Origin of the sequence: Palleronia pelagia, from assembly GCF_900110115.1 — a bacterium.
Classification (GTDB): domain Bacteria; phylum Pseudomonadota; class Alphaproteobacteria; order Rhodobacterales; family Rhodobacteraceae; genus Palleronia; species Palleronia pelagia.
Genome location: NZ_FOCM01000003.1, coordinates 360,617 through 371,931 on the forward strand (window position 1 = coordinate 360,617; position 11,315 = coordinate 371,931).

At 69.5% G+C, this 11,315-nt stretch carries 13 protein-coding genes; 8 read left to right on the forward strand and 5 right to left on the reverse strand.

All coding sequences use genetic code 11. The annotated features are described in order from the left end of the window. Positions 1–60: 60 nt before the first annotated feature. A complete protein-coding gene (gene mbfA, locus BMX96_RS08805; RefSeq protein ID WP_091845145.1) occupies positions 61–1,038 on the forward strand; it encodes an iron exporter MbfA in 978 nt (325 codons plus the stop codon). 88 nt (positions 1,039–1,126) lie between these two features. Here the strand turns inward: mbfA and BMX96_RS08810 are convergent, their stop codons facing one another. Further along, entirely contained in the window at positions 1,127–1,867 is a 741-nt protein-coding gene (locus BMX96_RS08810) for a hypothetical protein (RefSeq protein ID WP_091845146.1), read from the reverse strand. 80 nt (positions 1,868–1,947) lie between these two features. On the opposite strand from BMX96_RS08810, the gene BMX96_RS08815 reads away from it, so the two are divergent. From BMX96_RS08815 to BMX96_RS08845, 7 genes are all read left to right on the forward strand, one after another. Next, the gene (locus BMX96_RS08815; protein WP_091845147.1) at positions 1,948–2,868 is read left to right on the forward strand and encodes an AEC family transporter; all 921 of its coding nucleotides are present in this window, start codon (positions 1,948–1,950) and stop codon (positions 2,866–2,868) included. Positions 2,869–2,928: 60 nt separating this feature from the next. After that, complete coding sequence (gene fghA / locus BMX96_RS08820) at positions 2,929–3,759, forward strand: S-formylglutathione hydrolase (protein WP_091845148.1); 831 nt, start codon at positions 2,929–2,931, stop codon at positions 3,757–3,759. Further along, positions 3,756–4,202, forward strand: coding sequence for a YaiI/YqxD family protein (locus tag BMX96_RS08825; protein ID WP_091845149.1), 447 nt, complete (start codon positions 3,756–3,758; stop codon positions 4,200–4,202). The genes fghA and BMX96_RS08825 overlap by 4 nt, the downstream gene beginning before the upstream one ends. Positions 4,203–4,205: 3 nt before the next feature. Beyond that, a complete protein-coding gene (locus BMX96_RS08830) occupies positions 4,206–4,847 on the forward strand; it encodes an HAD family hydrolase (protein ID WP_091845150.1) in 642 nt (213 codons plus the stop codon). A gap of 79 nt (positions 4,848–4,926) precedes the next feature. After that, positions 4,927–5,721 (forward strand): SDR family NAD(P)-dependent oxidoreductase, encoded by a 795-nt coding sequence (locus BMX96_RS08835; protein WP_091845151.1) that lies wholly within the window; start codon positions 4,927–4,929, stop codon positions 5,719–5,721. Between the two features lie 15 nt (positions 5,722–5,736). Then, a complete protein-coding gene (locus BMX96_RS08840) occupies positions 5,737–6,594 on the forward strand; it encodes a glucose 1-dehydrogenase (protein ID WP_091845152.1) in 858 nt (285 codons plus the stop codon). Beyond that, positions 6,584–8,140: an alpha-amylase family glycosyl hydrolase gene (locus BMX96_RS08845; protein WP_175481693.1), complete on the forward strand. Its 1,557-nt coding sequence runs from the start codon at positions 6,584–6,586 to the stop codon at positions 8,138–8,140. Before BMX96_RS08840 ends, BMX96_RS08845 begins: the two co-directional genes overlap by 11 nt. On the opposite strand, the gene BMX96_RS08850 is transcribed toward BMX96_RS08845, so the two are convergent. The 4 genes from BMX96_RS08850 to lptE form a co-directional block, all read right to left on the reverse strand. After that, entirely contained in the window at positions 8,137–9,105 is a 969-nt protein-coding gene (locus BMX96_RS08850) for an SDR family oxidoreductase (RefSeq protein ID WP_091845154.1), read from the reverse strand. The genes BMX96_RS08845 and BMX96_RS08850 overlap by 4 nt on opposite strands. 65 nt (positions 9,106–9,170) lie before the next feature. Continuing rightward, positions 9,171–9,758, reverse strand: coding sequence for a glutathione S-transferase family protein (locus BMX96_RS08855; RefSeq protein WP_073127288.1), 588 nt, complete (start codon positions 9,756–9,758; stop codon positions 9,171–9,173). Further along, positions 9,758–10,780 carry a DNA polymerase III subunit delta gene (gene holA / locus BMX96_RS08860; RefSeq protein WP_091845155.1) on the reverse strand — a complete coding sequence of 341 codons (1,023 nt, stop codon included), beginning with the start codon at positions 10,778–10,780 and terminating at the stop codon, positions 9,758–9,760. The genes BMX96_RS08855 and holA overlap by 1 nt, the downstream gene beginning before the upstream one ends. Further along, positions 10,777–11,283 (reverse strand): LPS assembly lipoprotein LptE, encoded by a 507-nt coding sequence (lptE, locus tag BMX96_RS08865; RefSeq protein ID WP_175481694.1) that lies wholly within the window; start codon positions 11,281–11,283, stop codon positions 10,777–10,779. The genes holA and lptE overlap by 4 nt, the downstream gene beginning before the upstream one ends. Positions 11,284–11,315 lie beyond the last annotated feature (32 nt).

Consider the following 11,315-nt stretch of genomic DNA (forward strand, 5'->3'; position numbering starts at 1 on the left):
CGGCGGCGCGCTGCGGGCACAGACTGGGACGGACATGTTTTCCCACCGGCGGAGCCCCAGATGATACCCGGACTGCCCTATCGCCGTCATTTCAAGGACCTGAGCGACCAGGAGATCGTCGCGCTGGCGATCTCGTCGGAAGAGGACGACGCCCGAATCTACCGCAGCTATGCCGCGCGGCTGCGGGACGAGTTTCCCGCCACGGCCAAGGTCTTCGACGGCATGGCCGAGGAGGAGGACGGCCACCGTCGCCAGCTGATCGCGCTGCACGAGGCGCGGTTCGGCGAGGTCATCCCGCTTTTGCGGCGCGAGCATGTGGCGGGTTTCTACGCGCGGCGGCCGGTCTGGCTGGTCGAGAACCTCGGGCTGGAGCGGATCCGGGACGAGGCCGCGATGATGGAGCGAGACGCCGAGGCCTTCTATACCCGCGCGGCGTCCTCGGCGCGGGACGCGCGCACGCGGGCCCTGCTGGGCGACCTGGCCGCCGCCGAGGCGGGACACGGGAAGCTGGCCGAGACGCTCACGGCCGAGCACCTGGGCGACGCCGACCGCGACAGCGAGGACCGCTCGGCCCATCGCCAGTTCGTGCTCACGTGGGTGCAGCCGGGCCTGGCGGGGCTCATGGACGGGTCCGTAAGCACGCTGGCGCCGATCTTCGCCGCGGCCTTCGCCACCGGCGATACGTGGCAGACCTTCCTGGTGGGGCTGGCCGCATCGGTGGGGGCGGGTATCTCCATGGGGTTCACCGAGGCGGCGAGCGACGATGGCGCCATCTCCGGGCGCGGGTCGCCGATGAAGCGCGGCATCGCGTCGGGCGTGATGACCACGGTGGGCGGGCTCGGCCACGCGCTGCCCTACCTGATCCCCGATTTCTGGACCGCCACTATCATCGCCATCATCGTCGTCTTCGTCGAACTCTGGGCCATCGCGTGGATCCAGAACCGCTACATGGAGACACCGTTCATCCGGGCGGCGCTGCAGGTCGTGGCGGGCGGCGGGCTGGTGCTGGCCGCGGGAATCCTGATCGGGTCAGGCTGAGCGCCGGTCACAGGACATCCCCGGCCCGGCCGTCTTGCCGTGAGTATTTCCGGACCAGTGATGAGGCAGGCGCGCCGGTTTCGGCGGATCAAGCGAGGTTCATCACCCGGTCGTGGAAGCCCCGGTTGGCGGCGCGGGCGTGGTCCAGCGTCTCGCCGTGGCGGCGGGCCCGGCGCAGGTGGTCCGGCCAGTGCTCGGGCGCGGCGGTGGCCGGCGCGTCGAGGAAGCCGTCGAACTTGTCCGAGAAGGGTAGGCACAGCACCTTCCGGCCAAGGCACATGGCCCAGAACGTGCCGTGGTAGGAATTGGTGACGACCGTTTCGCCCATGGCCAGGAACTCGATCGCCTGGGCCAGCGTGACGCCCTGGTTCGACCGGGCGGGCACGTGGGCGGGCCGCGCCAGGGCGTCGCTTTTGCCGGCGTGCCAGAACAGCACCACGGGCACGCGCGCCGGGGACGGCGTGTCGAGCCGCGGTGACATGGCCGAGACGCAGGGCACGAAATCGCATCCGGGCGTGTCCTTCACGCGGCTGCCGACCAGCGCCGCGCTGCCGCGCATCAGGTCGAAGTCGAAGCTGCGGGCCTGCCGCGCGGTGATGCCGACGCCCCAGACCACCCGGTGGCGCGCCGCGGGGCTGTCGAGGATCACGCCCTGCGCGGCCTGGCGGAAGGTCTGCCCACCGCCGAAGATCGCCAGCCGCGCGGCCGGCATCGGCTGGCCGTAGCCCTGCACCACCGTCTCGCCGAAGTCGAAATAGGCGGCGGGGCAGCAGGCGTCGTCGCCCACGTTCCCGGTTCCGCGCAGGTGTTGAAAGGCCGCGTCCAGCATCGGTCGCAGAGTGGCGCAAGCCGTCGCCCCGGCCAAGCGGCTTGTGCGTCCCAGCGCCAGCGGCTAGCGCTGAAACAGACATGGACGTCCTCGCGCAGACCATTCCCTTCTTCGCCCTGATCGGCCTTGGCTACGGCGCCGGGCTGCGGGGGATGTTCGACGCGCGGGCGGCGGCGGCGCTGACCGCCTTCGTCTTCTACTTCGCGCTGTCTGCGCTGCTCTTCCGCTTCACCGCCGGGCTGGACCTGGGCGACGTGCTGAACGGCCGGTTCATGCTGGCCTACCTGGGCGGCACACTGGCGGTCTATCTGCTGGCCACGCTGGTGTCGCTCTGGCGCGGACGGGGTATGGCCGAATCCGCGGTCGAGGCGCAATGCGCGGTCATCGGCAACGTGGGCTTCCTGGGAATCCCGATGCTGGGGCAGCTGCTGGGGGACGGCGCGGTGGGGCCGATCCTGCAGGTTCTGGTGGTGGACCTTATCGTGTTCGGGTCGTTGATCGTCATCCTCATCACCTGGTCGCGGGGCCAGGGCAGCGCCGCGTCGATCCTGCGCAAGGTGGTGCTGGGGGTCCTGCAGAACCCGATGATCGTGTCGATCGCGCTGGGCCTATTGTGGTCGGGGCTGGCGCTGCCGATCCCCGGGCCCGCCGACCGGTTCCTGGAGATCCTTGGCGCCGCCGCCACCCCCGGCGCGCTGTTCGCCATCGGCCTGTCCCTCGCGGGCAAGTCTGCCGAGCGGTTGTCGGTCGCCGCGTGGCTGTCGTTCTGCAAGCTGGTGCTGCACCCGCTGGCCGTGGCCGTCGCGGCGTTCCTGCTCCTGGGGGTCGAGCCCTTCGCCGCCGGCGTGATGGTGGCCGCGGCCGCGCTGCCGGTAGCGGGCAACGTGTTCATCATGGCGCAAAGCTACGCCGTGGCCCCCCAGCGGGCGTCGGCGGCGATCCTCGTCTCGACCGTGGTTTCGGTGGCGACGGTGACCTTCGTGCTGTCGCGGCTGGTGTGACGCTTTACCGCCCCGCGCGGGCGCGCTAGCTCACGCACGGAACCCGCAAGGAGGATCACCATGGAAACCGTTTCCGAAACCGCCAGCTTCGGCGGCGTCCAGGGCGTCTATCGCCACCGCTCGAGCGCCTGCGCCTGCGACATGACCTTCGCGGTCTTTCTGCCGGAAGAGGCGCGCTCGGGCCCGGTGCCGGTGCTGTGGTTCCTGTCGGGCCTGACCTGCACCCACGAGAACGCCATGACCAAGGCCGGTGCACAGGCCGCCGCCGCCGAGGCGGGCATCGCCCTGATCTTTCCCGATACCTCGCCGCGCGGCGAGGATGTGCCGAACGACGACGACTTCGCCATGGGCCAGGGCGCTGGGTTCTACGTGGACGCGACGCAAGGACCGTGGTCGGAGCATTTCAAGATGTGGAGCTATGTCGCGGACGAGCTGCCGGAGCTGGTGGCGCAGCACTTCCCGCTGGACATGGAGCGGCAGGCCATCACCGGGCATTCCATGGGCGGGCACGGCGCCCTGACGCTGGCCATGGGCCTGCCGGGGCGGTTCCGCAGCGTGTCGGCCTTCGCACCCATGGCCAACACCCTGGACAGCGACTGGGGCGTGCCGCAGCTGACCGCCTACCTGGGCGCGGACGAGGCCGCGCGCCGGCGCCACGATGCCAGCGTGCTGGTGGAAGAGCGGGGCTTCGACGGCCCCATGCTGATCGACCAGGGCACCGAGGACCAGTTCCTCGACAAGCTGAAGCCCGAGGCGCTGGCCGCCGCCATCGCGCGCCGCCGCCAGCCCGCGACCTTCCGGATGCAGAAAGGCTATGACCACAGCTATTTCTTCGTGTCCTCGTTCATCGATGACCACGTCGCCATGCATGCCGAGGCGCTCTGGGCGTGATCTACGTCGATGCCGACGCCTGCCCGGTGAAGGCCGAGGTCGAAGCGGTGGCCACGCGCCAGAAGGTGCCGGTGGCCATGGTGTCGAATGGCGGGCTACGGCCGTCGCGGAACCCGCTGGTGGAAATGGTGTTCGTCCCCGAAGGACCCGACGCCGCCGACATGTGGATCGCCGAGCGGGCGGGCGCGGGCGACGTCGTCGTGACCGCCGACATGCCCCTGGCGGCGAAATGCGTGGCGGCGGGCGCGCGCGTGTTGCGCCCCGACGGCAGCGCGCTGACCGAGGCCAATATGGGCGACGCGCTGGCCACCCGCGACCTGATGAGCGACCTGCGCGCCGCCGACCCGTTCCGGCAGGGCGGTGGCAAGCCGTTCTCGAAGGCCGACCGGTCGCGGTTCCTGAACGCGCTGGACCTGGCGCTGCGGCGCGCGGCGGCGGGCTAGGCGATGCGCCCCGAGATCGTGGTCTTCGATATCGGCAACGTGCTGATCGGCTGGCAGCCCGACCGGTTCTACGACGGCGTCATCGGCCCCGGGGCGCGGCAACGGCTGTTCGCCGAGGTGCCGCTGACCGCGATGAACGAACGGGTCGATGCGGGCGCGTCGATGCAGGACGAAGTGCAGGCGCTGGCGCGTGCGCATCCCGAATGGCGCGACGAGATCCTCATGTGGCACACCCGTTGGGCCGACATGGTGCACCCGGTCATCGACCATTCCGTGGCGCTGCTCCGCGCCCTGCGCGGCAAGGGTGTCCCGGTCTGGGCGCTGACGAATTTCGGGGTCGAGACCTACCGCATCGCGCAGGGGCGCTTCGATTTCCTGAACGACTTCGACCGTGCCATCGTCTCGGGGCATCACCGGGTCATCAAGCCCGACCCGCGGCTCTACGCCATTCTCGAGGACGCGGCCCCGGTTCCGCCCGAGCGGCTGCTGTTCGCCGACGACCGCGCCGACAACGTAGCGGCCGCGATCGCCCGGGGCTGGCGGGCGCATCACTTCACCTCGCCCGCCGGCTGGGCCGCGTGCCTGGTCGATGCGGGACTGCTGTCGCCCGAAGAGGCAGCGGCGCCCGGCACCGACGCGACATAGTGACCGACCGGCGGTCATCGCCGGGAACGCGCTTCGCTCTGGTCCGTTGGATGGCGAACCTGACACAAGGAGCGTCATCATGGACTTGAAGATCGCTGGAAAACGCGCCCTCGTCACCGGCGGCAGCGGTGGCCTGGGACAGGCCGCGGCCCGCGTCCTGGCCGAGGACGGCGTCGAGATCACCCTGACCGACATGGACCAGGAGGGCCTCGAGACGGCGGCGTCCCAGCTGCCCGGCAACATCCACCCCATCGCGGCCGACCTGACCGATACCGACCATATCGAGATGCTGCGCAAGACGATGGCGGACAAGGGCGGGATCGACATCCTGGTGCATGCCGCGGGCGTCACCGGCGAAAAGGGCGACCCGCTTGAGATGACGGACGAGGAGTATTTCCGCGTCTGGAACATCAACTTCATGTCGGCCGTGCGCATGTGCAAGGCGATGGTCCCGCAGATGGCCGACAAGGGCTGGGGCCGCGTGGTCTGCGTCACGTCCGAGAACGCCGTGCAGCCCTACGAGGACGAGGCGGTCTATAACACCTCGAAAGCCGCCTTGCTGAACTTCGTGAAGGGGCTCGCCCAAGTCTACGCGCCCAAGGGCGTGCTGGCGAACACCGTCGCCCCCGCCTTCATCGAAACCCCCATGACCGACTTCATGATGGATATGCGCAGCGACAAGCTGGGGGTCAGCAAGGAAGAGGCGATCAGCAGCTTCCTGAAGGAAGACCGCCCGTTCCTGAAGCTCGGCCGTCGCGGCAAACCCGAGGAAGTCGCGGCCGTCATCGGCCTGCTCTGCTCGGACCGGGCGACCTTCACCACCGGCTCGGCCTACCGGGTCGATGGCGGCGCCGTCGGCGCGATGAACACCTGAGCCAAGGAGACCGAGATGAACGAACATGTGAAAATCCCGCCGCAGGCACAGGACAACATGCCCGCGGACGAACACAAGATGGACCCCAAGCCCGACTACGCGCCGCGCCACCCCGGCGCGGGCAAGCTGGCGGGCAAGGTCGCTCTGATCACCGGGGGCGACAGCGGCATCGGCCGCGCGGTCGCCGCGCTCTTCGCGCGCGAAGGGGCGAAGGTGGCGATCGCCTACCTGGAAGAAAGCCGGGACGCTGAGGAAACCCAGCGCATCGTCGAACAGGACGAGGGCGGCGAGGCCCTGCTGATCGAGGGCGATCTCGGTCATAAGGAAAACTGCGAAGCCGCCGTCGCAAAGACGCTCGAGCGGTTCGGCAAGATCGACATCCTGATCAACAACGCCGCCCAGCAGTTCATCGACGAGGACTTCGCCGAGATCAGCGAAGAGACCCTGCGCCGGATGATCGACAGCAACGTGATGAGCTATTTCTTCATGACCCAGGCGGCGCTGCCGCATCTGGGCGAAGGCGCGGCCATCGTGAACACCTCGTCCGTCAATGCCTTCGCCGGGATGGGGTCGCTGGTCACCTACTCGACCACGCGCGGCGCGTCTCTGGCCTTCACGCGGTCGATGTCGTCGAACCTGGCCTCGCGCGGCATTCGCGTGAACGCGGTGGCGCCAGGCCCGATCTGGACCCCCTTCATCCCCGGCACCATGCCACCCGAACAGGTCGAGGATTTCGGCTCGGGCACGCCCATGGGCCGCGCGGGCCAACCGTGGGAGGTGGCGACCGCCTTCCTGTTCCTGGCCAGCGATGACGGCAACTACTTCACCGGCCAGACGCTGCATCCCAACGGGGGCATGGTCGTTGGAGCCTAGGCGCAGGCTGCGCAACCCCACGCTCTACGAGATCTACCCGCGGTCCTTCCGGGACACGGGAACGACGGGCGAGGGGGACCTCAGGGGCGTGGCCGACAATCTCGGCCACGTCCGCGACCTTGGCGTCGACGCCATCTGGCTGGCGCCCTTCTACTGTTCGCCCATGGCGGACGGCGGATACGACATCACCGATCACCGGGCCGTCGATCCCCGTTACGGCACGCTGGATGACGTGGATCGCATCGTCGCCCGGACCCACGAGATGGGGCTGGGCGTCGTCTGCGACCTGGTGTTCAACCACACCTCCTGCGACCACGCGAATTTCCGCGCCGGGATCGACGGGGACGAGGACATGGCCGCGCGCTACGTCTGGCGCGATCCGAAGCCCGACGGCACCGCGCCCAACAACTGGCTGAGCTTCTTCGGCGAGCCGGCCTGGACGTGGAACCACAAGCGCCAGCAATACTATTTTCACCAGTTTCTGCGCTGCCAGCCGTCTCTGGATCTGCGCAACCAGGCGGTGCAGGACGACCACCACAAGACCGTTGCCTTCTGGCGCGACCGCGGCGTCGATGGCTTCCGCATGGATGCGATCACGTCCTACCTGTTCGACGAGTCCATGAAGGACAATCCGCCCGCCACGGCCGAGGTGAAGGCGCTGGTAAGCGGCGCGCCGCACAACCCCTACACCTGGCAGGACCATGTCTACGACATGCTGCCGGGCGACGGCGCGGCCTTCGGCGGCACGGTGCGCGAATGGGCCGGGCCCGACATCTGGCTGGTGGGCGAGAACAATTCCGGCAACCGCGCCGTCGAGATGTCGCTGAACTTCACCCGGGACGGGCGGCTCGACGCGGCCTACACGCTCAGGCTGGGCGAGATCGCGGGCACCGCGCGGGGGATCGCGGACACCATCGACGCCATGGACGGCCGGTGGATCGCGCCATGGTGGTTCTCGAGCCACGATGTCGCCCGCCATGTCAGCACCAAGGGCGATGGCAGCGCGCGGTCGGCCAAGTTCTATGCCCTGCTGCTATCGGTCCTTCCCGGCGCGATCATGCTGTTCCAGGGCGAGGAGCTGGGCCTGCCGCAGCCCGACCTCCCGCGCGAGGTGGTGAAGGATCCGCACGACCTGATCTACTGGCCCGACGGCCCAGGGCGCGACGGGGCGCGCGTGCCGATCCCCTGGACCGAACAGCGGCCGAACCGCGGCTTCTCTCGCGCACGCGACACGTGGCTGCCTATGAAATGGGACGCCGGCGCATCCGTCGCGGCGCAGGCCGACGATCCGGACTCGGTGCTGACGTTCTACCGCCGGGCACTGTCGCTCCGACGGGCCGTGGGCTTCGCCGCGCCGGATGCAGTGTCGGCCCATGCCGAAGGCGACGTTCTGCGGCTCGACATCAATGTCGACGGCCAGGCGTGGCAGGCGATCTTCAACTTCGGCGACACGCCTGTGCCGGTGCCCACCGACGGGGTCGAGCGGGCCGTGGCGCTGGAGTCCGGCCAATTGCCACGCTTCGGCGCGGTTCTGGCGCGGGCCTAGCCCAGCAGCAGCCCGATCAGCAGGCCGACGATCAGCGGCACGCCGACCAGCCCGCCCAGGGCCAGCTTGCGCGTCAGGTCGGCGTCCACGATCATCCCGTCATCCTTGGCGCGGTCGCCGAAGCTGCCCTGCGCGCGGGAGGGGTAGTCGACCGGATCCCACAGGTTGTCGGGACGTCCGCCCGGTTCGTTCCGGTCGGATTTCTGCATTTCGGCCCCGGACGAGGCCAGCTTGCGGTCCAGCCAGTCGGGCAGGAAGAAGTTCGGCAGGGTCAGCTTCAGCACCGATGTGCCCACGAAGATCTCGCGCGCGTCGGTGTCGATGGCCTTCATCACGCCCCGCGCCGCCACTTCGGGCTGGAAGATCGGCGGGGCGGGCTGCGGCATGTCTTCCAGCCGGTTGCGCGCCCAGTCGAACTGCGGCGTGTTGATCGCGGGCAGTTGCACCAGCGACAGGACGATCGGGGATTTCTCGCGCAGCAGCTCGGAGCGGAGCGACGAGGTGAACCCGTTGATCGCGTGCTTGGCCGCGCAATAGGCCCCCTGGAACGGCACCGGCCGGTAGGCGAGGCCCGAGCCCACGTTGACGATGTTGCCCCGGTCCATGTGCTCCAGCGCCAGCCGCGTGCCGTTTACCTGGCCGATGAAGGTGACGTCGACGATGCGGCGGAACTCATCCGCGGCGACCTTGGGGAAGGGCGAAAAGCTGGTCAGCATCGCGGCATTCACCCAGACCGACGGCTTGCCGAGCTGTTCCACCAGCGTTCCCACGGCCTGCGACAGGGCCTCCGCGTCCGAGACATCGGCGCTGGCCGTGGCGACACCGTCCAGCGTCTCCATCTCGGCCAGGCGGTCCTTGCCGCGCGCGATGGCGCCCACGCGGTAGCCCCGGGCCAGCAGCGCGTCGACGATCGCGCGCCCCACGCCGGCACTGCCGCCGCAGACGATGGCTGTTTTCTGGATCATTGCGCGCGCTCCGGGGTTCGACTGGACGTTTCCGCCCAACCCCGGCCAGCGGGCTTCGTTCCGACTCAGCGCCCGGTGGCGCGATTATAGGCGGGGCGTTCGCGCATCCGGTCCAGGTAGGCCCGGGCCGCCGTGTTCTCGAGCGGGAACTTCGCCACCATCGCCCAGCCCAGGCAATGGGTGAAGACGATGTCGGCGATGGTCATGTCCTCGCCCGCGATATAGGCCGTGTCCTCCAGCCGGGTCGCGATGCGGTTCAGGTTGCGCTCGAACTCCCACTTCAGGCTGTCCTTGATCTCGGGCACGCGCCGCTCTTCGGGCAGGATGAAGCTGTGGCGCGCGGCGCACCACAGCACCGCGTCCATCTCGTCCAGAACCTGCTGCATCACCGCGTCCTGCCGCGCGCGGTCCAGCGTGCCGGGCCGGGCAGTCAGCTTGTCCTCGCGATCGGCGAGGTAGGACAGGATCGCGGTCGAGTCGGTCACCGACACGCCGTTGGCCACAAGGACCGGCACCTTGCCCGAGGGGTTCAGCTTGCGCAGCGCGTCGTCATGGGGCGCGACGGGCTTGTGCGCGAAGTCGAGCTCGAGCTCTTCGAGCAGCCACAGCGGCCGGAAGGCGCGCGTCTTGGGCGATCCGTAGAGTGTCAGCATCAGCGTTTTCCCATCATGGCAAGTCGAATGAAGGCGCGTTCCAGCAGCGCCGCGGCGGGCGCCCGGGCCGAGGACCGCAGCGCAAGGTCGGTGTCTGTCAGAAGATGCACCGCCTGTTCAAGCCGTGGCGTACCCCAGTGCTGGGCCTGCCGCAGCATCGCGTCGCGGCGCGGGCCGTAGACCGGCGGGCGCAGTCGACCGATGCCGGCGCCGGGGCCGCCCGGGTCGGCGGCGGCGGTCAGAAGCGTGCGGAAATGGCGCTGGGCCGCGATGCACAGGGCCACGGGCTGCGCCCCCTGCGACCAGAGCCGTGCCATCACCGGGCCGATCCGCTCGACGCGGTTGTCGGCGACGATGGCGACGATCTCGTCCGGGTCGGCCTCGGTCGAGGCGGGCGCGCAGGCGGCTACATCCTGCGGCGACAGGGCCGTCTCGTCGCCCGACTTGTAAAGCGACAGCTTGTCCAGCAATTGCCGGAAATCGCCCGGGTCCAGCGCGGCGGCCAGGTCGTTCAACGCGGCCTGCGCGTCGGGATCCACCCGCGTCAGCCCGGCCTTCGACAGCGCCTCGGCAATGTCCGCGCGGCTCATGGGTTCGTCGTAGACGCCGATGCAGGCGGTGGCCTTGTGGCTCTCGAACGCCTTGCGCAGGGCCGAGCTGGGTTTCTGCGCCTTGGCGGTCACCACCATGTGGGCATCGCCGGGCCGCCAGTCGTCCAGCGCCGCCAGCACGACCTTCGCCTGGTTGTTCGTCGCATCCTCGACCAGGACGGCGCGGGGGCCGGGGAAGAAGCCCTGCGCCTTCACCGCGTCGGCCAGGGCCGCCTTGTCTCCGGACAGGTCGGCGGCCTGCAGCCGGGTGATGCGCATTTCCTCCTCGGCATCTGGGCCGGTCAGGTTCGCGATCAGCTCCTGCCGTTTCAGCGCCACGCGCATGGCGTCGTCGCCGTGGATCAGCGTGCCGGGTCGGTCCGGCGGGGGGGTCGCGATCCAGGCGTTGGCGTCGGCCTTGTTCAGCTTCAAGGCGTCGGCCCGCGCCAGTCGGGCGCCGTGGCCAGAAGCTCGGCCACCAGCTGGTCGGCGAGGATGGTCATCAACCGCTCGACCGCGTCTTCCTCGGCGACCGCCACGGTGACCGAGTTGCCGGCGATGGATTGCCGCGCGGCACTGAACACCGGCGCCGAGTACGACGTGAAGTTCTGCACCGACCCGGTGCGGATCGCGGCCCCGGTGCTGCTGTCCGACAGCCGGTAGCTGAGCGTGCCCTGCAGGCGGATGCGCGTGATCTCCTGGTCGGGGGTGATCCCGAGGCCGGTCTCGTTCACGTCGACCTCGGCCGTCAGGTCATAGGGCGCGGCGCCGTCGACCAGGCCCAGGCGCTGCTGCAACTCACGGGCCAGGATATAGCCCGGCACGTCGCGCGGCGGGGCGACCTGGATCTGGCCGTAAAGCCCCCGCGCCACCCCCTGCGGACCGTAGACCGGGGTGAAGCCGCAGGCGGCGACCAGCAGGGGCGCGCAGATCATCAAGGATGGTCTGCCGAAGAACAGCCCGGCCG

Coding starts and splice junctions, on each gene's coding strand:
- BMX96_RS08855 (WP_073127288.1), bottom strand. CDS start 9,758: ATGCTGACACTCTACGGATCGCCCAAGACGCGCGCCTTCCGGCCGCTG.
- mbfA (WP_091845145.1), top strand. CDS start 61: ATGATACCCGGACTGCCCTATCGCCGTCATTTCAAGGACCTGAGCGAC.
- BMX96_RS08850 (WP_091845154.1), bottom strand. CDS start 9,105: ATGATCCAGAAAACAGCCATCGTCTGCGGCGGCAGTGCCGGCGTGGGG.
- BMX96_RS08815 (WP_091845147.1), top strand. CDS start 1,948: ATGGACGTCCTCGCGCAGACCATTCCCTTCTTCGCCCTGATCGGCCTT.
- BMX96_RS08835 (WP_091845151.1), top strand. CDS start 4,927: ATGGACTTGAAGATCGCTGGAAAACGCGCCCTCGTCACCGGCGGCAGC.
- fghA (WP_091845148.1), top strand. CDS start 2,929: ATGGAAACCGTTTCCGAAACCGCCAGCTTCGGCGGCGTCCAGGGCGTC.
- BMX96_RS08830 (WP_091845150.1), top strand. CDS start 4,206: ATGCGCCCCGAGATCGTGGTCTTCGATATCGGCAACGTGCTGATCGGC.
- BMX96_RS08810 (WP_091845146.1), bottom strand. CDS start 1,867: ATGCTGGACGCGGCCTTTCAACACCTGCGCGGAACCGGGAACGTGGGC.
- lptE (WP_175481694.1), bottom strand. CDS start 11,283: ATGATCTGCGCGCCCCTGCTGGTCGCCGCCTGCGGCTTCACCCCGGTC.
- BMX96_RS08840 (WP_091845152.1), top strand. CDS start 5,737: ATGAACGAACATGTGAAAATCCCGCCGCAGGCACAGGACAACATGCCC.